Source organism: Salinibacterium xinjiangense (genome assembly GCF_014645015.1).
Classification (GTDB): Bacteria; Actinomycetota; Actinomycetes; order Actinomycetales; family Microbacteriaceae; genus Rhodoglobus; species Rhodoglobus xinjiangensis.
In genome coordinates, this window is record NZ_BMLC01000002.1 from 356,336 (window position 1) to 376,682 (window position 20,347).

Sequence of the window (20,347 nt, forward strand, 5' to 3'; positions counted from 1 at the left end):
AGGAAAGTATCTGCGAGTCACCTGAAAGTAAACTGGGAGTCCTATGTCCTACTACTCAGCGCGTGCTGATGGATCGCTAGAGCGATGGATAGCCGGGCCGCACCCGCGTAGTCTGGGCAGATGACGGATATCGCCCCGACGATGGTGCGCTCCATCGGCCGCCGAACCTTCGATTTCAACCGCCAGGTCGCCGTGATGGCGGTGATCAACCGCACGCCCGATTCCTTCTACGACAAGGGAGCCACGTTCGAGCTCGACAGGGCTGTGGCCGCGGCCCTGGCAGCGGTCGCGGAAGGCGCTGACTGGATCGACATCGGCGGCGTCCCGTTCGGTCGCGGCCCGGTCGTGACGGTGGATGACGAGATCGAGCGGGTGATCCCGGTCGTCGAAGCGATTGCCGCGGCATCCGACGTCGTCATCTCGGTCGACACGACCGTCGCCGCAGTCGCCGAGCGTGCGATCGCCGCTGGTGCCGGGGTGATCAATGATACGAGTGGACTGTGGGACCCCGCGATGCTCGGCGTCGTCGCAGCCAGTGGCGCCACCCTCGTACTGACCCACAGCAAGGGCGAGCCGCGTGCCGAGAAGTCGAAGCCGGTCTACGACGACGTGGTGGGTGAGGTGATCGCGTACCTGCGCGGCAAGGTCGATGCGGCTCTGGCGGGCGGGATCCCGCTCGAACGACTGGTCATCGACCCGGGGCACGACCTGAACAAGAACACCCTGCATTCCCTCGAGATCACGCGGCGATTCGACGAGATCGCGGCGATCGGCCTGCCGGCGCTCGCGGCTGTCTCCAATAAGGACTTCATCGGCGAGAGCATCGGCCGGGAGCAGGGGCAGCGGCTCGCGGGATCCCTCGCCGCCGCGACGGTATGCATCCTGAACGGGGCTCGGATCATCCGGATGCACGACGTGCGCGCGAGCGTCGACGCCGTGCGCATGACGGAGGCGATCCTCGGGATGCGGCAGCCGGTGCAGCTCATCCACAACATGCATCCCGAGCTGAACGTATGACAGCCCGCATCGATCGACTATGGCCGGATCCGGCCGACAACCTCAGCGACGACGACATCGTTGCGGGGCTGGCGACGGCCTCGCCGACCGTCAGGCTCAACTTCGTCAGCAGCGTCGACGGATCCTCTTCCCACGACGGCCTGTCGGGGGGGCTGTCCGGCCCGGCCGACAAGAGGCACTTCGAATTACTGCGCCGCGCGTGCGACGTCGTGCTGGTCGGTGCCGGCACGGTGAGATCCGAGGGATATGGCCCAATGCTGGTCAGCGACGCCTCTGTACGCTGGCGAGTTAGGCACGGGATGCCCGAGCACCCCGTGTTCGCGATCGTTAGCGGTTCGCTGCAGCTCGACCCGCACTCGCGAATCTTCAGTGAGGCGCCGGTGCGCCCGATCGTGGTGACGTCGGCACGGGCATCCGGGCTCGCCGAGATCGCCGCCGTCGCGGACGTGGTGGTCGCGGGGGAGGACCACGTCGACCTGGCCGAGGCGCTGCGGGTCATCCGGGAGCACGGTCACCCGCAGGTGCTCTGCGAGGGGGGACCGTCGCTGTTCGGTTCCCTCATTGCCGACGGGCTGGTCGACGAACTCTGCCTCACGGTAGAACCGACCCTCGAAGCGGGCGACGGGCCCCGCATCGCACGCGGACCCATCGACGAAGCCCAGGGCATGCGGCTGGGTCATGTGCTGCGCAGCGGTGACACCCTGCTGCTGCGCTACATGCGCTGAGGAACTAGGCGGCCTCGAGCGAGTCGGCATCCAGGATCGTGTAGCTGTAGCCCTGCTCGGCGAGGAATCGCTGGCGGTTCTGCGCGAAATCCTGGTCGACGGTATCGCGGGCCACGAGCGTGTAGAAGTTCGCGGGGAGCCCGCTCTCTTTCGGACGCAGCAGGCGACCGAGCCGCTGGGCTTCCTCCTGGCGTGAGCCGAACGATCCGCTGACCTGGATGGCGACCGTGGCCTCAGGAAGGTCGACCGAGAAGTTGGCGACCTTCGAGACGACGAGCACCGTGATCGAGCCTTCGCGGAACGCCTGGTACAGCCGCTCACGCTCGTCGATCGGCGTGGAGCCGGTCAGCTGCGGGGCATCCAGGGCGTCGGCCAACTGGTCTATCTGGTCGAGGTACTGCCCGATCACCAATATGCGCTCACCGGCATGCTTCTTCACGAGCTCTCGCACGACCCCGAGTTTCGCGGGAGCCGTGGCGGCCAGCCTGTAGCGCTCGTCATCGGCGGATGCCGCATACTGCAGCCGATCGCTCTCGGGCAGGTCGATGCGCACCTCGTAACACGAGGCTGGCGAGATGAAGCCCTGCGCCTCGATCTCCTTCCACGGGGCATCGAATCGCTTGGGACCGATGAGGCTGAACACATCGCCCTCGCGACCGTCTTCGCGCACCAGCGTGGCGGTGAGCCCGAGTCGGCGGCGAGCCTGCAGGTCTGCCGTGAGCTTGAACACGGGGGCGGGCAGCAGGTGTACCTCGTCATAGATGACGAGACCCCAGTCGAGCGCATCCAGCAGTGCAAGATGGGCGTATTCGCCTTTCCGGCGTGCCGTCAGGATCTGGTACGTCGCGATCGTGACGGGTCGTACCTGCTTGACCTGCCCCGAGTATTCACCGATTTCTTCCTCCGTCAGCGAGGTGCGCTTGAGCAGTTCGGCTTTCCACTGCCGCGCAGACACGGTGTTGGTGACGAGTATGAGCGTGGTCGTCTTGCCCGCGGCCATCGCGCCGAGCCCGACCAGCGTCTTGCCAGCGCCACACGGGAGCACCACGACTCCGGAGCCGTGCGCGTAGAAATTATCGATCGCCTGGTTCTGGTATGGACGCAGGTGCCAGCCGCCCTCGGAGTTCAGCTCGATCTCGTGCGGGGTGCCCGGGGTGTACCCGGCGAGGTCTTCTGCTGGCCATCCGAGCTTCAACAGCTCCTGTTTGAGCTGGCCGCGCGCCCATGCCTGCACGACGTAAGTGTTGGGTCCGCGCTTCTCGAACAGCAGCGCCGCGACCTTGCGGGCCCGGGTGATCTCCGCTAGCACGGCGGCGTCGGTGGCGGTCAGCGTGAGCGCACCGTCATCCGCTCGCTCGATGACCAGGCGGCCATAGCGACCCACGGTCTCGGTGATGTCGACCGTCACCGACTGCGGTATGGCGAATTTGGAATACTTCTCGAGCGTCGTGATCATGCTCTCGGCATCGTGGCCGGCCGCGCGCGCATTCCACAGCCCGAGGCGGGTGATGCGGTAGGTGTGGATGTGCTCGGGTGCGCGCTCGAGTTCGGCGAAGACGGCAAGATCGTGCCTGGCGTCTTCCGCGTCGGGGTGGGCCACCTCCAGCAGCACGGTGCGGTCGGACTGGACTATAAGGGGACCGTTCGGGGCCGGATTCACCCCGTTAGCTTAGTTTGCCTCGCTGGGAGTCTCTGCCAGCAATCGACTATCGCGCGGAGCTGACGGAAACGATCTTCGACAGGGGCAGCGTGCGTTCGATGTCGGCCTTGCGGTCGAGCGCCCGAAGCCGGCCGCCAGCCACACTGGCAGGTTCCAGCTGGAAGTCTGTGGTCGAGCCATCGTTCAGCTGTACCGTCACCGTGATGGTGACCTTGCCTTTGATCGCGACATCCAGCTGGCGAAGCAACCAGGCGGCGCCGGTCACGTCGGGATCTGACGAGCTGCCCAGCCGCAGTCTCTCGATGAGGCTCGCTGTCGTGTCGACGGTCTCGGCTGGAGCCGCCCTTGCCGCGGTAGGCCGTTTCAGTACGATGACATCGCCGTTCGCATTTTCGGCGGTGACCGGGTACCTGGCTTCGCTGAGCGACCAGAAGACCAGCTCCTGGTCGAACCGGCTGATGAGCCTGTCACCGACGCGTGTGAGGCCGAGACTCGAGATGCCATGATCCACGAGCAGCGTGCGCATCATCGACTCCTCGGTCGAGCGCACCGATGCCCGACCGCCGTCCATTGCGGCCACGCGCACGAGCCCGTACCGGTTACCGGCTTCGGCGATGAGGTATTCGAGCGGCTGCGGGATGCCCGTGAGCGAGATCCCGGAGAGGAATTTCCTGATCGACTGCACAGTCTCGCCCACCGCCATCGCTCGATAGATGCTCGAGGTCGACACCCGGTAGGTCGAGGCGAGGGCGCGGCCCTCCACGTCGGCCATGGTGCGGAGACGGGCATCCACTGCCGGAGCCAGCGGCCCGGGGGAGACGATCGAGAGGTCGTGCTGGAGGTAGACCTGCGTCACCTCGGGCGGGAACAGGGCGACCATCGCCGCGGCAGCGGTCTCCGGCCCCTCGGTGATGAGGGCCGTGCCGGGGGTGCTCGGAACATGGTCGGAGGTGATGCCGAGCAGCTGCGCATCGCGCGTATAGATGAGCACCCGTTCGCGCATGTGCTCGCCGCCCGCCGGGAACAGCCAGTCGACATACTCCTGCAGCTGGTCGCCCCAGACCGCGTGTGCCCGATGGCCGAGGATCACGCGGATATCGGCCGGCAGCCGCTCCAGCCACGCCGAAGCGAGTCGCGCCCAGCGCTGGCCGGATGAGCCGGAGAGCCAGTCGGCGCTCGCGGAGGTCGGCATCCAGCGACCCGAGTCGAGGGCGACGAGCCCTGCCCGGTTTGCGATGTCGAGAAGTTCAGGCACGCGCTCGATGTCGACGCCCATGGATGCCGCGAGCCGTTTGCTGTCAGGAAGGGCGACGCCCCCCCGCGCGAGTTCCCGCGCCGACTCATGCTGCAGCTCCGAGATGAGTTCGACGATCGAGGTCGAGGTGGCGAAGGCATGCTCGGCGGAGCCGGCGTCAGTGACCCGCACCTCGGTCTGGCTGACTGGGACGAGGGCGGCCGACGCCGGCGTCGCCTGTAGTTCGTCGAGAGTGGGAAGCCCGAGGGCCGGCCAGCCTTTCAGTTGCTGCGCAACCGCGGTGGGTACGGCGTAGCGGTCGTCGGCACGCGTGACGAGGGCCATGCGCGCTGCGGCGGCAAGGTGGGCGGCGACGGCCGCGGAGGCTGCGCCGCGCGCCGTGACCAGCGCCGCGGCATCCTGGGCGGTGACTGGGATGTCGGAGTCACTGAGGGTTGCGAGCGTGACCAGGGCAGACCGGTCGAGCCGGCCGAGCGCCAGCTGGATCGAGTCAGGGTCGAGCAGGGCGTCTGCGAGGTCGAAGAAGTCTTTGATCGACGCTCCTCGAACTTCCCGTGCGCCGAGCAGCGCACTGAGTTCGGCGTCGCTCAGCGCACGCAGTTGTGCAGCCAGCGCGAGTGCCGACTCGTCAGTTGCCGGCATTTCTTGTTTCACGACCCCGACGAAGACTGCTGGCGACGATGAGCACGATGATGAGGATCAGACCGATCGGCAACCCGATGAGGGGTAGTACGAACGCGACGGGCCAGAATCCTTCGCCGAAGTTTCTTATGCCAGACGCGGTACCGATGATGATCGAGAGGAAGGCGAGGATCGATAGCCCGACGGATGCTGCGACCATATAGGCGAGGATGCGTTCGCCTCGGTTGCCGCTGATGGAAGTGTCTTGTGCCACAGATCAAGGATACGGGTTGCCGCGAGTCCTCTAGTCTTGTAGCAACCAGCAATAAAGGAGTACCACGATGCCCACCGGCAAGGTTAAGTTCTACGACGAGGAGAAGGGCTTCGGCTTCATCACCTCGGATGACGGCCAGGAGGTATTCCTTCACGCGTCTGCCCTGCCCGCAGGCACCGCGGGTGTCAAGGCTGGCACGAAGCTAGAGTTCGGCATCGCCGACGGCAAGAAGGGCGCCCAGGCGCTCTCGGTGCGCGTGCTCGAATCCCCGCCATCGCTGGCAAAGCTGAACCGTAAGCCGGCAGACGACATGGCGATCATCATCGAAGATCTCGTCAAGCTGATGGATGGCATCGGCACCAACCTGAAGCGCGGACGCTACCCAGACAAGTCGCACAGCACCAAGATCGCGGCGATGCTGCGCAAGGTCGCGGACGAGCTGGATGCCTGAGTCGGCTTTCGAGAGCCTCGCACGCAACTCCCTGGTCGAGATCACTCCGGCCGAGAACGTCGGTGCCTACTTCAGTGAGGTCGACGAAGGGGACGGCGTCGTGTCCGTGCTCTTCGATTCGGCGATGCCCGGTTACCCGGACTGGAAGTGGACAGTGTCGATCGCACAGGTCGATGGCGAAGAGCCGACGGTGCTCGAGGCCGAGCTGATGCCCGGCGAGGGCGCGCTGCTGTCTCCGGAGTGGGTTCCGTGGTCTGACCGGCTCGCCGAGTACGAGGCAGCCCAGGGTGCGGACGAGTCCGATGACGACTCGGACAACGACGATGACTCGGGCGATGACTCGGACGACGACGACGATGACGATGACGACGATGACGAGTCGGACGACGACGACGACTCGGACGACGATGACGATGACGAGTCGGATGACGACGAGCCCAACAACGACGTGCTGCATGGCGGCGACCTCGACGGCGTCGACATCGACTCGCTTGACGAATCAGACGACGACGACGACGATGACGACGACGACGACGACGAGCAGGACAAGTCCTACTAACTGCCCGCCCTCGTAGAGCGTGCGCCTTCTACCGCTCCGGCACAGCGTCAGTAGTCGCGCTCTCGGTGCGTGACCGACGGTCATACCGCCGCGACACCTGGCAGCGCACCGATCCCGTCACGGGATGGGTGGCCCCCGCCGCAGTGCCTAGGAGTTTTCGACCACGTACTCAATCGAGGCGATGAGCTGGCGCACATCCGCCGGGTCTGTGGCCACGAAGGTGGCGACGCGCAACTGGTTGCGACCGAGCTTGCGGTACGGCTCTGTGTCGACGATTCCGTTGGCCCGCAGGGTCGTGGCGATGGCCGCGGCATCCACTGCGTCGTCGAAGTCGATGGTGACCACGACCTGCGAGCGGTGCGAGACCTCGGTCACGAACGGGGTTGCGTATGACGCGGATTCAGCCCAGTCATAGAGCGCGCCCGACGACTCGAGGGTGCGCGAGGAGGCCCAGGCGAGACCGCCGTTGCCGTTGATCCAGTCCACCTGGTTCTCGAGCATGAGCAGCGTAGCCAGGGCAGGGGTGTTCAGCGTCTGGTTGAGCCGCGAATTGTCGACGGCGTTCTTGATCGACAGGAATTCGGGGATGTAGCGACCCGAGGCCGCGATCTGCTCGACCCGCTCGATGGCGGCGGGAGAGAACAGTGCGAACCACAGCCCACCATCCGATGCGAAGTTCTTCTGGGGCGCGAAGTAGTACACGTCAGCCTGGCTGGAATCGAAATCGATGCCGCCCGCCGCCGAGGTGGCATCGATCACGGTCAGGGCGCCGGGCGCTGCAACCCTGGTGACCGGGGCCATTACACCGGTGGATGTCTCGTTCTGGGGCCACGCATACACATCGACTCCGTCGACGATCTCGAACTCGGCTCGCGAGCCCGCCACAGCGTTGATGACCATCGGCGCCTCGAGGAACGGGGCGGCGGCCGCCGAAGCGAACTTCGAGCCGAACTCCCCGAACGTGAGGTTCTGGCTGCGCTTCTCGATCAACGAGAAAGCCGCGGCATCCCAGAAGGCCGTCGATCCGCCGTTGCCCATGACGACCTCGTAGCCATCCGGGATGCGGAACAGTTCGCCAAGCCCGTCGCGCACGCGTCCGACGAGGTCTTTGACGGGAGCCTGGCGGTGTGACGTTCCCATGATCGCGGCCCCCGCGCCGGCGAGATAGTCGAGCTGTTCCTGACGAACCCGGGATGGCCCGCAGCCGAAACGACCGTCGGCGGGCAGGAGGTCAGAGGGAATCGTCAGCGTGGGCATGGGTCCAATCTTATTGTCGGCATCCAGTTAGTCTTGGAGCATGACAGATCTCGTGGACACGACCGAGATGTATCTACGCACCATCCTTGACCTCGAAGAAGAGCACATCGTGCCCCTTCGTGCCCGAATCTCGGAGCGACTCGGCCACTCCGGCCCGACAGTGTCGCAGACCGTCGGTCGCATGGAACGAGACGGCCTCGTCGTCGTGGAGGGCGACCGCCACCTGGAGTTGACGCTCGAAGGCCGGCGCCGTGCCATCCATGTCATGCGTAAGCATCGCCTTGCAGAACGGCTGCTCGCCGACGTCATCGGGCTCGACTGGGCATTCGTGCACGACGAGGCCTGCCGCTGGGAGCACGTGATGAGCGAGCAGGTGGAGCGTCGCCTGCTCGTCATGCTCGGCCACCCCACGGAGAGCCCGTATGGCAACCCGATCCCCGGCCTCGAAGAACTCGGAGACCCGGCGGCTCCCGCGTTCATGGACGGCGTGATCAACCTCGTGGATGCCGTCGCCGCCGCCCGCGGGCCCATCACCGCCGTCATCCGACGTCTCGGCGAGCCGGTGCAGTTCGAGCCCGAATTGCTGCAGCAGTTGCAGGTCGCGGGAGTGCTGCCCGGGGCCACGGCATCCATCTCGTCCGCCGACTCGTACGTCTCTGTGCAGGTCGACGGTTTCGGTGACGGGCTGGAGTTGCCCAACGAGGTCGCCGTGCACATTTTCGTCGCGATCTGATCGGCGCGGCACGGCGCTTCATACGGTCATTTGCCAGGGATTTTCGGGGTACCCTAAAAACCTTGGAGTTCACGAGTGAACCGGAGAGTCGAATGTCGAATGTGTACAGCATCCAAACCGTGGATGCCTGTGCCAACTTCTACATACGACACAGCAGTATGCGGTGTGAGGTAACTCGCGTCCGTTTCCTTTAGGCACTGTCTTTCGACAGTGCCTTTTGTGTTTTCTGCCCTCTCCACGCGTGAATTCCGGGAGCGTTATTGCCTGCAAGCCGTGCAGGCACTTTCGAGAGGATGATCATGCGTACCCTTGTCCTTAATGCCGGCTACGAGCCGCTCGCCATCGTGTCGTTCAAGCGAGCCCTCGTGCTCGTGATGAACCAGAAGGCGACGATCATCGCGGCGGATGCCGATCACCCCGTGTGGGCTGCCGCGGGGGCGTGGGATCGCCCGTCGGTCATCATCCTGAGAACGTACGTGCGCATTCCGAGTGGCCGTCACGTGCCCGTGTCGCGTCGCGGGGTGCTGCGACGCGACAACAACCGCTGCGGATACTGCGGGGGCACGGCCAACACGATCGACCATGTGATGCCGCGATCGCGTGGAGGTAAAGACAGTTGGGAGAACCTGATGGCCTGCTGTCTTCGGTGCAATAACCTCAAGGGCGACCGCACACCGGCCGAGATGGGTTGGAATCTGAGGATGACGCCGCGCCCTCCGCACGGCCACGGTTGGCTGATCCGCGGGGTCGAGAGGGCCCTTCCCGACTGGGAGGAATATCTCGCCCCGGCCGCCTAGCCGTTACCTCTTTGTGATAAAAAGTGGACACGAGGCATCACCTCGGGTAACCTCATACAGGTCCCGGCAGCCCGGAAGGTATACGCAACTTTGGTAAAATTGACGAAATCCAGTGAACTGGATCTTTCGGTCAACCCAGAATCTTCCGCCCCAGGTGAAGCAGTTTCTCGAGGTTCCCGTTCGACCGCACGCAAAACAGAGGCCGCCAGCGCACTCGCGGCCCGAGCCGCTCGCAAAGACAAGAAGCACCCTGCTGCCGTCCTGGTCACGATGCTTGCCGTCGGCGGGATGTTCGGTGTGATGGGGCTCCCCGCTTACGCGATGAACCCGACAGACGCCTCCACCTCGGCGGACGCCAGCAGCCTTCCCGCCCAGAGCGTTGTGTCCAGCGCGTCCACGGCGGCCGCGGCATCCGCTCGCGATGGTTTCACCGCCACCACGCCCGAGGAATTGGAAGCGCAGAAGCTCGCCACCGAGCAGGCAGCAACAGCCGCCGCGTCGGCCGCCGCGCGGATCACGAGCTATGTCTACTCCGATCCGGGTCCGCGCCAGGCTGGCGACGACTACCCCTTCGGGGGGATGGGCACCGGCCTCTCAGTGCTCGGCTACTACATGGGGGAGTGCACCGACTTCGTCGCCTGGCGCCTCAACCGTGACGCCGGCTCCACGGGCGCACCGTTCGCGTGGGCATGGGGAAACCTGACCCCCGGCGGCGGCAACGCAAGCTCGTGGACGAGCGCGTGGAACAACCACGGCTGGCCGGTCAGCGGGGTTCCGGTCGCCGGAGCTGTCGCCGTGACCGAATACATGCACGTTGCCTACGTCAAAGAGGTGCTGGGAGATGGCTCAGTGCTCATCGAGGAATACAACTACGGCAACTACCACCAGTACGGCTCCCGCGTCATCCCGGCCGGTAGCGCCACCTATCTCTACCCCCCCGGCTAACCCCGACCTGACTGCAACTTTGCTGTGACGGTGAGACATGTCGCGGTGATTCACCTGGCCTCGCTGAGGTTCGAAATACCTGAAGGAAATATCTAAACGTGGTCGATGTCATGCCATCCGGCAATCTGGATGACCGGTTCGGCACAGCTGCACCGGCTGGCGCTGTGCCCGCCGATACACCCACCGCGGCACCCGATGCGGCACCCAAGTTCGTCACCCGCCGTGAGCTGCGCGCTGCCGAAGCCGCAGCTGCTGTCGCTGCTGTCGAAGCGGTGGCGGTCGAGGCAGCAGCCGTCGAGGCGGTGGCTGTCGCCCTGGCCGACGTGACTCCGGTGGTGGTGTCCACTGCTGCCGTTGACACTGGCGCGCTTACCCTGTCGCTCATGGATTTCTCGGCTGGCGGCATCCAGATCTCCGCTGCCTCGATCCAGGATGCGCCTCGCCGCCGCACTGGCAGCCGTGTCGGCGCGGCCCGCAAGTTGCGCCGCGCTGAGGTGCGCCGCATCCACGCCGGTGCTACGACCCCCCAGGCATCCCGCAGGCATCCCGCGAGCGTGCTGGCGACCATGGCTGTCGTCGGCGGCCTGTTCGCCGTTGCCGGGCTCCCTGCATACGCCCTGACCGACACCCAGTCAGACGGGGCCAAGTTGAGTTCCGCCAGCCAGTCGGTGACGGTCAGCGACCAGGCCGCCACCGTCGCTGCGGTGCGTGACGGCTACGAAGCGACGACCGCTGAGGAGATCGCTGCGGCGACTCGCGACGACGTGCGTGCGGGCAACAACGCCAAGTATCTTGCATCCGGTGCACGCGAGCTCGGTGACGATTATCCGTGGCCGTACGAGCTCGGTGAGGAGCAGGGCGGCGGCCTTTCGGTGCTGAACTACTACTACCGCCAGTGCACAGACTTCGTCGCATGGCGCATCAACCGCGACGCCGGCTCATACAAGGCCCCGTATAAATGGGTCTGGTCGAACATGACCCCCACCGGCGGCAACGCGAGTCAGTGGAAGTATGCTTGGGAGAAGAAGGGGTGGCCCGTCACCAACACCCCGACCGTCGGCGACGTCGCCTGGTTCGGCTCGATCAACCACGTCGCCTACGTCAAGCAGGTGCTCGACAACGGCTTCATCGTGATCGAGGAATACAACTACGGCAAGAAGAGCGTCTACAACCAGCGCACGATCCTGGCGTCCTCGGTAGAGGCGTTCCTGGGAGCCCCAGTCGGCTAAACTTCACAAACCAGCCTCTGTAGCTCAATGGAAGAGCAGTTCCGTCCTAAGGAAACGGTTGGGGGTTCGAGTCCCTCCAGGGGCACCCTCGTCTACACCCAAACTTCCCAGTAAATAGGCGGAAGTTGGGCCTCTAGAACTCGTCGTCAAACGTTTTTGACTGCATTTTGACTGCAATTGACGCGCTTCTTGCGTCATTGAGCGCTACTGCAACGGCATCCAGATCGTCGTCGAACAGGTCGGCATAGGTATCCAGCGTCATCGCTGCTGACGCGTGACCGAGCATCCGCTGGACTGCTTTCACGTTCGCTCCGGCCGAAATCGCCAAGCTTGCTGCCGTGTGGCGGAGATCGTGGAGTGTGAGCGCGCGCGGGAAAGACGGATCGGTGTCGTGAGCGCGATTACGTGCGCCGGCGAACCAGCCATCGCCGTGAGTGGGCGTCGGTAAGTGCGTCACGCCGTCTCCGAACACGAGGGCGTCGATTGCCTTACCCTCGCACTGCTCGAGTAATAGTTCAGTAAGGAAATCGGGGAAGGGCACGCTGCGAGACTCGTGGCTCTTGGGTGTGCCGGGGATGATCTTGCCTGCGACGTTCACTGCGTTCTCTCGCACGAGCAGGCGACGGCGCACAAGGTCGAGACTGTTCGCTCGGAGTCCGACCGCTTCGCCCCAGCGGATGCCGGTGTAGGCGAGGGTCAGCACGAGCGTGCGGCGCGGGCCGGCCTCGTGCGCGAGGTTCTGAACCTGATCATGGGTGAGGTAGCTGCGCGGCTTCTTACCCTTGCGCGGGAGGTTGACGCCGCGGGCGACATTGAGCGGGAGCCGTCTGTCTTTGACGGCCCGGTCGATGATTCCGGCGAGAACGCCGAAGGCGCGGATGACTACCGTCGCGCCCTTGCGCGACGACAGGAGGCTCACCCAGTCCTGAACCTCGCTGTGTTGGATCTCACCGACGCGACGATGGCCCCATACGGGCTGAACGTGAATGCGCCATGCGGTGTTGAGCACGTGGAAGGACGATGGCTTTAGATGCGTCTGGGCTCGCAGCCAGGCTTCGCCGAGTTCGTCGATGGTGATGCGCGAGGCGGACGCGTCGATCCACTCGCCGGTTGCTTTGCGCACCTCGGTCGACGCGAGGAAGAGTTCGGCCTCGCGCTTCGTGCGGAACCCGCGCTTGCTCGTCGACGTCCGATCCGGTCTCCGAAACTGCACGACGTAGCGCCGACCCTTTGCCGTCTCATACGGCTTGATACTCCCCATGACTAACCCCCGCTCGACTGAGATCTCATTTCGACAGTACGACGGACGTCCGACGCAGCGATATTTGTCCGGGCAGTCACCCTCTGGGAGAAAGCAGGAGGGTGGTCGTTTGGGTAGACACCCCACGCGACCACCCAAACGAACGAAAGTGGGCGTATTTTCCCTGTCCCACCGCCAATCCCTGGCGGAGCCAGCTTCCCAACCTCCCACACCCAACAAGTTGTGCATGGGAGGTTGGGAAGTAAAGGAGTGGCGGTGGGACAGGGAAAGTAGTGATTGAAAGTAGGACGTGGAAAGACGAGGAAGGAAGGAGGGGACCGAGAGATGGCAGAAGGAGGCAGTAGCGTGGGCCTGTGCCGAAGTCATTGTCGATGAATGAGATCCGGACTCGAGCTGCGCGTTTCAGTCGCGATTGGCAGCGTGAGCCCGGGGATGAACGACAGCAGGCACAATCGTTCGTCAGAGATTTGCTCGGCGTATATGGGATCACTCAGACCCGGGCAGCGTTCTACGAAAAGAGGGTCAAGCGGTCCTCCACCGGCGCGCGAGGTTACATCGACGCACTTATCCCTGGACTCGCGCTGATCGAAATGAAATCCACAGGCAAGGACCTTGCGGCTGCTGAGCGGCAGGCGCTCGACTATGTTGACGACTTGCCGGATGCCGAGGTGCCGAGGTGGATACTCACAAGTGACTTCCATAATTTTCGGCTTCTAGATTTACGGGAGGATGCCGGCACGGACGTGATCGAGTTCTCACTCAACGACCTGAGAGGCAACGCCGAGAGGCTGGCATTCTTCGCCGGCTACGGAGAGCGCGCCTTCGGATCAAAGGTGCAAGAGGCGGCTTCGATCAAAGCAGCGAAGCTTATGGCTTCGCTTTATGAGTCTCTCGAGCGGTCCGGATATGACGATGACCACGAAGCATCGATTTTTCTTGTGCGAACCTTGTTCGCACTTTACGCCGATGATGCGGGTGTCTGGGATCGCGATCTGTTCCTCGAGTTCTTGGAGACGCGCACAGTCGAAGACGGCTCAGACCTGGGCCCCCAACTTTCACTCCTCTACCAAGTCATGGGACGCGAGCCATCCCGCCGACAATCTAATCTGGACGAACTTGTAGCTCAGTTCCCGTACGTGAACGGTGGTGTCTTCGAGGATCCGCTGTCGATCCCCTCCTTCGACTCAGCGATGCGTCGTCAACTGATCGAGGCGGCGACTTTTAACTGGTCCGCAATTTCGCCGGCAATTTTTGGAAGCCTGTTCCAAGCTGTCAAGGACAAGGCCGCTAGGCGGGAGCTGGGCGAGCACTACACCACCGAGACCAACATAATGAAGGTAATCGGGCCGATGTTTCTAGATGGCCTACGACAGCGTTTCACCGACGGATTCCACGACGTAAGGGCGTTGAAGAAACTTAGGGCAGACATGGGGGAGATGCGCTTTTTAGACCCTGCGTGCGGCTGTGGCAACTTCCTCGTAGTCGGGTACCGGCACATGCGAGCCCTCGATCTCGAAGTCTTGCAACGGATTCAGGAGCTTTCGGGGGACACGGCTCGAACTATGTTCTTCACTGAGGACAATCTTGCAGTGCGCGTCTCGAGCTTCCACGGCATTGAGCTAGAAGAATGGCCGGCGCAAATCGCGGCCACTGCGCTTCACTTAGTTGAACACCAGGCCAACCAAGCCATGGAACTGGCGCTAGGTGACGCCCCGGACACGCTCCCTCTGAACAAGATTCGCAGCATTCAAGTGGCAAACGCGTTGCTCGTTGATTGGGCCAGCATCGTGGAGCCTAGCGATCACCTCTACATCATGGGAAACCCACCATTCCTAGGTCACGCGACCAGATCGACCGAGCAGGCGCAAGAACTCCGCGATGCTTGGGGTAGAGATGATATCGGCAGGCTCGATTATGTGACTGGTTGGTACGCGAAGTCGCTGGATCTCTTGAGTCGCCCTGGCTACGCCGGAGAGTTCGCATTTGTCTCCACGAACTCGATTTCCCAAGGCGAGCCGGTGCCCGCGCTTTTCGGACCGGTGTTCAGCGCTGGATGGCGAGTGAAATTCGCGCACCGCACATTTGCATGGACAAGCGAAGCTCCTGGTGCCGCTGCGGTGTATTGCTCCGTTATTGGATTTGACCACTTCACGAAAAAGCGGGCTCGATTATTTGACTACTCCGGCAACCTCCGGGGTGAGCCAGTGGAACTCCCAGTCGTTAATCAACTGAACGGATACCTAGTCGACGGCCCGAATGTCCTCGTCGAACAGCGGCGCACTCCACTCGCCTCGAATCTTCCTCCAATGGTCTTCGGCAACATGGCCCGCGACGACGGTAACCTGCTCATCGAGCCCGACGATTTCGACGAAGTTGCGGCAGACCCGGTAGCCGCAAAGTACATTCGTCCCTTCGTCGGCGCGCGCCAACTAATTCACAACGAACCGCGATGGTGCCTGTGGCTGATTGATCTTGACCCGAGCGACATCGCCCGTTCAGCAATTCTTCGACGGCGTCTCGACGCCGTTAGGGAGTTTCGTGAGGCGTCCGCTGCAAAGTCAACCCGGCAGATGGCGGCAACCCCGCATCTGTTCGGACAACGGTCTCAGCCTGATACCGCGTACGTGTGCGTTCCCCGTCATGTCAGCGAAACACGACGATTTTTTCCGGCAGGGCAGTTTGGCCCCGACGTGATCTGCGGCGACGCAAACTTCGAGGCCAATGACCCGGACAGAATCGCGTTTGCCGTGATTTCGTCGTCAGCATTCATCGCATGGCAGCGTGCCGTCGGAGGTCGCATTAAGTCAGATCTGCGCTTCTCGAACACCCTGACTTGGAATACGTTCCCGCTACCGCTGCTCACGGCCTCGCAGCGAGCAGCGGTCATAGCAGGGGGAAGTGCCGTGCTGAATGCAAGACACCTGCAGCCGCAGAGGTCGCTCGCGGATCACTACAACCCGCGAGCCATGTCCCCAGAGCTTTTGCGCGCACATCGCGAGCTCGATGGCGCGGTTGACAGGGTTTTTGGTCTGCGTGGAACGGTCAGCGATGACGCTCGGCTGAGTGCTCTCTTTGCGAGCTATGCGGAATTGACAACAGCGGATCAACTGGCAGTCGAGTCACGTCAGTCACCAAAGCGAAAGCAAGCCTAAAAATGGCCTACGAGATGTCGGTGCACGCACAAGATCCCAAAGTCGGAAGAGTTGGGGTGGTGCTCGATGCGATAGCTCACGCATCCAAGGAGTCTGGCGACTACGAGCACGTTGATATTGCCGTAGCGTATGCGTCGACGAAGGGCGTTCGTCTCTTGAAGGAGAGGTTGTCCAGCGGGGCTTGGACTGCATCCACCAAAAGATTTCTGGTGAGTATCGACTTTGGTTTCACGCAACCCAACGCGCTCAAAGCCCTGAGCGAGCTCGACAACTCGGAGGTGAGAATCCCGAACGCACGCGCAGTTCTGGACTCGTCCGTCCTCCGTCCGCCATCTGCATTCCACGCGAAAATTTTTATGTTCGGCGGGGAGGAATGGAAGGATCTAAGAGCGCTGATCGTGGGATCGGCTAATGTCACCGCGAGTGCGCTCTCGACTGGTGCTGAGGTAGTCACCAAGCAGATTTGGCGCAACAACTCCTCACGCACAGTGGCTTGGGAGCACTTGAAGAGGGCCAAACCGGTCGTGGACTGGTTCGAAGATACCTGGGATAGTGCCGACCTGCTTGCCGATGTGCTCGACGAGTACAGGCAGCGCTACCGAGCCTTGCCCAAGCCGCGCATACCTCCCGAGGAAACAACCCGGACCACACGCGTCTTCCTCGCGTCGCCTACTGAACATGTAATTACAGGCATTCTTCCTGTGCAACTCGCGGCTGCAAAGTCGCTATGGGTCGACGGCTCATCCATCATTCGGAACCGAAAACCTAGGCCCGGAAATCAGCTAAACACTCCCCGCGGAACTAGGGTCTTTTTTGGCTTCGATTCGCGAAACGTGTCAAAAAATACAACCTTGGGGTATGTCGAGATACGGATCAGTGGGCATGACTATGTGAAAAAACGATCGATCCGGTTCGCCGACAACGGCATGGACATCATCGGGCTGCCTATTCCAGAGCGGTACGGCGTCGGCACCTATCAAGACACCATCCTGATCTTCACTCGTGACCCTACTCACGCTCGATTTACTCTGACTGTCACCGACCAAGCAGGACTGGCTGACCGTCGAGCAGCTGCTGCGAACAACGTGGAGCTGTCAATGTCTCACGGCCGACGCTACGGACTCCTCTTCTAGAATCCCCTAGGGCCGACACTCGGGGGAAGACGGCTTCCTGCTGGCTGAAGAGAGATTTATTGACGAACGGCAGTAGCGCACGGGATTGAGATGGGAAATGACAGTGACAGAGCTTTTCGAACGCGGGTACCTCCGCGACTACTTCGGCAAGCGCCTGTCGTTGATTCGGAGCAGTTTCGAGAGTCTGAGCGAAGACGAAGTACTGAGCCGTTCGACGGAAGACCTGATGCAAGAACTCACTGAGCGTGCTCGACTGGAGCCACTAAGCATTTCGGACGATCCGATCGATGGTGGTGTCGCCGAGGGAAGTGTTCAAGTCCGCGATCACTTCGACCGCGCAGTTCGCCAGCCAGTATTCAACGTGCGTGCGGTCTATGAATTCAGCGGCGACGAGGACTTGCTCTACTACCAACCCTCGACCAGCATCGCGTTCACGACCATCCAGGCAGATGTCGGGCGAGGAACCTTGACTGTTCATGCCACGATCTCGGCCAGCCGGGCCAACACCGGTGCCGAGGCTCGACGCGCCTTTGAGGATGAGATCGGGATGATCCGCACCAATGCTGCTCACTCCGCCCGGGATGTCGCGGGTTTCAATAATAATGTCGAGTCTCTGCTCCGCCCTGCCGTCGAGCGTCGCAAGGAGTTACTGCAGCAGCGCCGAGATCTTGCTGGCGCGCTCGGGTTCCCTATGAAGAGGCGCACTGACGCACCCTCGAAAGTCCCCCTCCAGCGTCGCGACATCGGTACACAGCGCAATGCATCGGTGGCAAAGGGACGAACGCCATATCGTGACGAGCCGGCTCTGACTGAGGCGCAGTACGAAGACGCGATCGCCGTAGTTGAGTCGACACTCCTTGCGATGGAGCGCACACCTTCTGTCGCCTCGGGTAAGGACGAGGAAGAACTGCGCGACCAGATCCTGGTCCAGCTCAACGGTACTTTCCAAGGCAGTGCGACGGGGGAGACATTCATACAGGCAGGCAAGACAGACATACTCGTCCGTGTCGAAGATCGCCATGTATTCGTCGGCGAGTGCAAGTGGTGGAGTGGTGAGAAGGGACTGGGTGAGGCAGTCGACCAGCTCCTGAGCTATTTGCCGTGGCGAGACGAGAAGGCGGCTCTCATCGTTTTTATCGACCGGAAAGATGCTTCGGCGGTATTTGAGAAGGCGGAGACCGCTGTCAAGTCGCATCTGTCCTTCAAGCGCGCGGGCAAGAAAAGCGTCGATCCGATGAAGCGACGAAACTTCGTACTCGGACATCCAGACGACTCGGAACGCGAGATCCAGTTGGCTGTCCTTTTTGCCGTGCTGCCGAGGGAAAGTAAGAGGTGAGTCCCCGCCCGAAGTTGCTCACGCTTGACGTCTATGGAGGAGAGCTACACGCTTTCTGAGTGATTTCGCCGCGACTCCGTATTTGCGCCTGGGGACCGAACTGCAAACATGGCGAGTCTCTACTAAGACTCAGCCGAAGTCATTTTTGCCCGCATTTTGACTGCACTTGAAACAAAACAGCCTGACCACCATGATCTTGCGAGGCTACAAATCGCAGATAAAACTGGGTTGTTGACCCTCGCCCGCACGATCAAGGGGCCGGATATCGGGTTCGAAACCCTTCACACCGCGACCGAAATCGCGGCATGAACAACGTGAAGAAGCCGTCCGAAAATCTGCGACAGATCACATGCCCGTACACGATGAGCTCGTCGATGCCCGCCCGGATCTCGGCTTCTTCCTCGATCGCATCCTCATGGGGATCGATTGGCTGGCCTTAGTAGGTGAGCGGGAGGGCATAGATCCCCTTAGCGATGAGCGATAACCGTGGGTCGTTCATCGCGGAGTGAGGTATCGCAGTGTCCACCGCGTTCGGCTCGACGGAGCGTAAGCAGGTTGGTGCGATCCAATCCCTAGCTGGCGACATCACTTCTCGGCCGCGACACGGAGACGGTACTACTTCGTCCTAGGCACTGGGTTTGGAACCGCTTTTCAAGAAAGATATGACCACCGGCACAGCGGCTCCGGCCACAGCCAAGCCAATCGCGGCATTCTGCGCTGCTTCTTTACCAGCTCTATTTCGCTGCTGCGGATCTTTCAGCGCCTCGCGCCACGGTGTGACGCTGAGTGAATCGCGGGTGGAGTCGATGCCAAGGGGGCTGTGGAAGTCATCAACGACGGAAGCCGTGGCGTTGAGTGAGTTGACTATGGATTGTGCGGCTCTCGCGTGAAGAAGGATGTTCTCGTTGGCGATGCCGCCGGCTGAATCCATCTGCGTCATCAGTCGGGATGTGATCTCAAGCACACTGGCGCGCCGACTGGCGCGCGCATCCGCTACCCCGAGCCGGTGCCCGTCGAGGTGGTCGGGGGCGGTGGCGCGCACATAATCGAGTTCGATCACGCGGAACCCGTCTTGTAGTTCGAAGCAACGTGCGAGCACCGCGAGCTGCATCGCGACGTCTTGCTCGATCTGCTTCGTCGCCTTTTTCAGGTCGCCAGTGCTGCTCTTGCCTTCGACCTTGTCAGCAAGCGCACGTAGCGCGAGCAGCGCATCTTCCTGCACCGTGAAGAGCGTCTCGGACACGCCGTTCACTTTGTCCCACCACGTCTTCGGGTCGCCCCCGTGGTCGCGGATCGTCTCCGCTTCAACGATCGATGCGCCAGCACCTTTCATTCGGGCGAGCACGTTGTCTCGCTGAGCGCGACGCACGTCGTCGAGCTTTTCACCGATTCGTACGAGCAGTTCTTTGAGCTCCTGCGCCTCGGCCTGTTGGGCGAACTGGCTGAGAAGCCCGCCCGCTCCCGATAGCACCGCTGGATTGCTCAGCAGCGATACCGCACCATCTTCGGCTTGTAGCCACTTGAGCGACTGCTTGCCTGGTTCGCCGAGCATCATGTGAGAGATGCCTTTGATCTTTGTGGGCATCAGACCGCCGGCATCCTTGAGTCGCTTGGCGGACTCGGGCGTGAGCTTGAGGTACATCGCCGACTGTTCGGCAACGTGGGAGAGAGTGCTAGCGATTTCCGCACCCGCACTCGCCGCAGTGTGGAGTTTGTCTGGGTCAAACGGCTTCGCCTGCGCCAGCAGACCCAGGCGCGTGAGGATTCGTTCGACAGCGGCTCGTTCGCCCACGACGATGGCACCCTCGTCATCGCTCACTAGTTCGATCTGGTCTGCCATTGCCTGACCCTTCACATCCTGCGGCAAGCGTACCGGCCGTCGGCTAAGCGAGACTCACCGTGGTATGCCACGTCTCAACGGGGCTTGACGCCGTCTCGGCTC

At 62.4% G+C, this 20,347-nt stretch carries 18 protein-coding genes and 1 tRNA gene; 13 read left to right on the top strand and 6 right to left on the bottom strand.

All coding sequences use genetic code 11. From position 1 onward, the window contains the following. Positions 1 to 120 precede the first annotated feature (120 nt). Complete coding sequence (gene folP, locus IEW81_RS08455; RefSeq protein ID WP_097059490.1) at positions 121 to 1,017, top strand: dihydropteroate synthase; 897 nt, start codon at positions 121 to 123, stop codon at positions 1,015 to 1,017. Next, entirely contained in the window at positions 1,014 to 1,742 is a 729-nt protein-coding gene (locus IEW81_RS08460; protein ID WP_097059491.1) for a pyrimidine reductase family protein, read from the top strand. Before folP ends, IEW81_RS08460 begins: the two co-directional genes overlap by 4 nt. A gap of 4 nt (positions 1,743 to 1,746) precedes the next feature. Here IEW81_RS08460 and IEW81_RS08465 read toward each other — a convergent pair whose 3' ends face one another. Genes IEW81_RS08465 through IEW81_RS08475 form a run of 3 tightly spaced genes read right to left on the bottom strand, consistent with a single transcriptional unit; the run spans position 1,747 to position 5,552 of the window. Continuing rightward, positions 1,747 to 3,402: a DNA repair helicase XPB gene (locus tag IEW81_RS08465; protein WP_097059492.1), complete on the bottom strand. Its 1,656-nt coding sequence runs from the start codon at positions 3,400 to 3,402 to the stop codon at positions 1,747 to 1,749. A gap of 46 nt (positions 3,403 to 3,448) precedes the next feature. Beyond that, positions 3,449 to 5,299, bottom strand: a complete 1,851-nt coding sequence (locus IEW81_RS08470; protein WP_097059493.1) for a helicase-associated domain-containing protein — start codon at positions 5,297 to 5,299, stop codon at positions 3,449 to 3,451. Continuing rightward, positions 5,286 to 5,552 (bottom strand): hypothetical protein, encoded by a 267-nt coding sequence (locus tag IEW81_RS08475; RefSeq protein ID WP_097059494.1) that lies wholly within the window; start codon positions 5,550 to 5,552, stop codon positions 5,286 to 5,288. The genes IEW81_RS08470 and IEW81_RS08475 overlap by 14 nt, the downstream gene beginning before the upstream one ends. A gap of 67 nt (positions 5,553 to 5,619) precedes the next feature. On the opposite strand from IEW81_RS08475, the gene IEW81_RS08480 reads away from it, so the two are divergent. Beyond that, positions 5,620 to 6,003, top strand: a complete 384-nt coding sequence (locus IEW81_RS08480; RefSeq protein WP_097059495.1) for a cold-shock protein — start codon at positions 5,620 to 5,622, stop codon at positions 6,001 to 6,003. Then, positions 5,996 to 6,562, top strand: a complete 567-nt coding sequence (locus IEW81_RS08485; RefSeq protein ID WP_097059496.1) for a DUF3027 domain-containing protein — start codon at positions 5,996 to 5,998, stop codon at positions 6,560 to 6,562. The genes IEW81_RS08480 and IEW81_RS08485 overlap by 8 nt, the downstream gene beginning before the upstream one ends. A gap of 147 nt (positions 6,563 to 6,709) precedes the next feature. Here IEW81_RS08485 and serC read toward each other — a convergent pair whose 3' ends face one another. After that, a complete protein-coding gene (gene serC, locus IEW81_RS08490) occupies positions 6,710 to 7,819 on the bottom strand; it encodes a phosphoserine transaminase (RefSeq protein WP_097059497.1) in 1,110 nt (369 codons plus the stop codon). Between the two features lie 40 nt (positions 7,820 to 7,859). On the opposite strand from serC, the gene IEW81_RS08495 reads away from it, so the two are divergent. From IEW81_RS08495 to IEW81_RS08515, 5 genes are all read left to right on the top strand, one after another. After that, positions 7,860 to 8,552 carry an iron-dependent transcriptional repressor DtxR gene (locus IEW81_RS08495; protein ID WP_097059498.1) on the top strand — a complete coding sequence of 231 codons (693 nt, stop codon included), beginning with the start codon at positions 7,860 to 7,862 and terminating at the stop codon, positions 8,550 to 8,552. A 299-nt stretch (positions 8,553 to 8,851) separates the two neighbouring features. Then, positions 8,852 to 9,349, top strand: coding sequence for an HNH endonuclease (locus IEW81_RS08500; protein WP_097059815.1), 498 nt, complete (start codon positions 8,852 to 8,854; stop codon positions 9,347 to 9,349). Positions 9,350 to 9,448: 99 nt separating this feature from the next. Continuing rightward, a complete protein-coding gene (locus tag IEW81_RS08505) occupies positions 9,449 to 10,294 on the top strand; it encodes a CHAP domain-containing protein (RefSeq protein ID WP_097059499.1) in 846 nt (281 codons plus the stop codon). A gap of 98 nt (positions 10,295 to 10,392) precedes the next feature. Further along, positions 10,393 to 11,523: a CHAP domain-containing protein gene (locus IEW81_RS08510; protein ID WP_218839952.1), complete on the top strand. Its 1,131-nt coding sequence runs from the start codon at positions 10,393 to 10,395 to the stop codon at positions 11,521 to 11,523. Between the two features lie 13 nt (positions 11,524 to 11,536). Continuing rightward, positions 11,537 to 11,608, top strand: a tRNA-Arg gene (locus IEW81_RS08515). A 48-nt stretch (positions 11,609 to 11,656) separates the two neighbouring features. On the opposite strand, the gene IEW81_RS08520 is transcribed toward IEW81_RS08515, so the two are convergent. Then, complete coding sequence (locus IEW81_RS08520; protein ID WP_097059500.1) at positions 11,657 to 12,784, bottom strand: site-specific integrase; 1,128 nt, start codon at positions 12,782 to 12,784, stop codon at positions 11,657 to 11,659. A 353-nt stretch (positions 12,785 to 13,137) separates the two neighbouring features. On the opposite strand from IEW81_RS08520, the gene IEW81_RS08525 reads away from it, so the two are divergent. The 4 genes from IEW81_RS08525 (at position 13,138) to IEW81_RS14645 (ending at position 18,889) form a co-directional block, all read left to right on the top strand. Further along, positions 13,138 to 15,936 (top strand): class I SAM-dependent DNA methyltransferase, encoded by a 2,799-nt coding sequence (locus IEW81_RS08525; RefSeq protein ID WP_229671311.1) that lies wholly within the window; start codon positions 13,138 to 13,140, stop codon positions 15,934 to 15,936. A 2-nt stretch (positions 15,937 to 15,938) separates the two neighbouring features. After that, on the top strand, positions 15,939 to 17,069 hold the full coding sequence (locus tag IEW81_RS08530) for a hypothetical protein (protein ID WP_097059502.1): 1,131 nt from the start codon (positions 15,939 to 15,941) through the stop codon (positions 17,067 to 17,069). 97 nt (positions 17,070 to 17,166) lie between these two features. Next, on the top strand, positions 17,167 to 18,405 hold the full coding sequence (locus tag IEW81_RS08535; RefSeq protein ID WP_229671312.1) for a hypothetical protein: 1,239 nt from the start codon (positions 17,167 to 17,169) through the stop codon (positions 18,403 to 18,405). Between the two features lie 349 nt (positions 18,406 to 18,754). Continuing rightward, positions 18,755 to 18,889: a hypothetical protein gene (locus IEW81_RS14645; RefSeq protein ID WP_268236646.1), complete on the top strand. Its 135-nt coding sequence runs from the start codon at positions 18,755 to 18,757 to the stop codon at positions 18,887 to 18,889. Between the two features lie 141 nt (positions 18,890 to 19,030). Here the strand turns inward: IEW81_RS14645 and IEW81_RS08540 are convergent, their stop codons facing one another. Continuing rightward, positions 19,031 to 20,245, bottom strand: a complete 1,215-nt coding sequence (locus IEW81_RS08540) for a hypothetical protein (protein WP_097059503.1) — start codon at positions 20,243 to 20,245, stop codon at positions 19,031 to 19,033. Between the last annotated feature and the right edge of the window lie 102 nt (positions 20,246 to 20,347).

What these genes read in the sequence shown, in the direction of transcription:
- IEW81_RS08485 (WP_097059496.1), top strand. Translation starts at nt 5,996, where the DNA reads ATGCCTGAGTCGGCTTTCGAGAGCCTCGCACGCAACTCCCTGGTCGAG.
- IEW81_RS14645 (WP_268236646.1), top strand. Translation starts at nt 18,755, where the DNA reads ATGCCCGTACACGATGAGCTCGTCGATGCCCGCCCGGATCTCGGCTTC.
- IEW81_RS08495 (WP_097059498.1), top strand. Translation starts at nt 7,860, where the DNA reads ATGACAGATCTCGTGGACACGACCGAGATGTATCTACGCACCATCCTT.
- IEW81_RS08500 (WP_097059815.1), top strand. Translation starts at nt 8,852, where the DNA reads ATGCGTACCCTTGTCCTTAATGCCGGCTACGAGCCGCTCGCCATCGTG.
- IEW81_RS08520 (WP_097059500.1), bottom strand. Translation starts at nt 12,784, where the DNA reads ATGGGGAGTATCAAGCCGTATGAGACGGCAAAGGGTCGGCGCTACGTC.
- folP (WP_097059490.1), top strand. Translation starts at nt 121, where the DNA reads ATGACGGATATCGCCCCGACGATGGTGCGCTCCATCGGCCGCCGAACC.
- IEW81_RS08530 (WP_097059502.1), top strand. Translation starts at nt 15,939, where the DNA reads ATGGCCTACGAGATGTCGGTGCACGCACAAGATCCCAAAGTCGGAAGA.
- serC (WP_097059497.1), bottom strand. Translation starts at nt 7,819, where the DNA reads ATGCCCACGCTGACGATTCCCTCTGACCTCCTGCCCGCCGACGGTCGT.
- IEW81_RS08535 (WP_229671312.1), top strand. Translation starts at nt 17,167, where the DNA reads ATGACAGTGACAGAGCTTTTCGAACGCGGGTACCTCCGCGACTACTTC.
- IEW81_RS08470 (WP_097059493.1), bottom strand. Translation starts at nt 5,299, where the DNA reads ATGCCGGCAACTGACGAGTCGGCACTCGCGCTGGCTGCACAACTGCGT.
- IEW81_RS08540 (WP_097059503.1), bottom strand. Translation starts at nt 20,245, where the DNA reads ATGGCAGACCAGATCGAACTAGTGAGCGATGACGAGGGTGCCATCGTC.
- IEW81_RS08480 (WP_097059495.1), top strand. Translation starts at nt 5,620, where the DNA reads ATGCCCACCGGCAAGGTTAAGTTCTACGACGAGGAGAAGGGCTTCGGC.
- IEW81_RS08460 (WP_097059491.1), top strand. Translation starts at nt 1,014, where the DNA reads ATGACAGCCCGCATCGATCGACTATGGCCGGATCCGGCCGACAACCTC.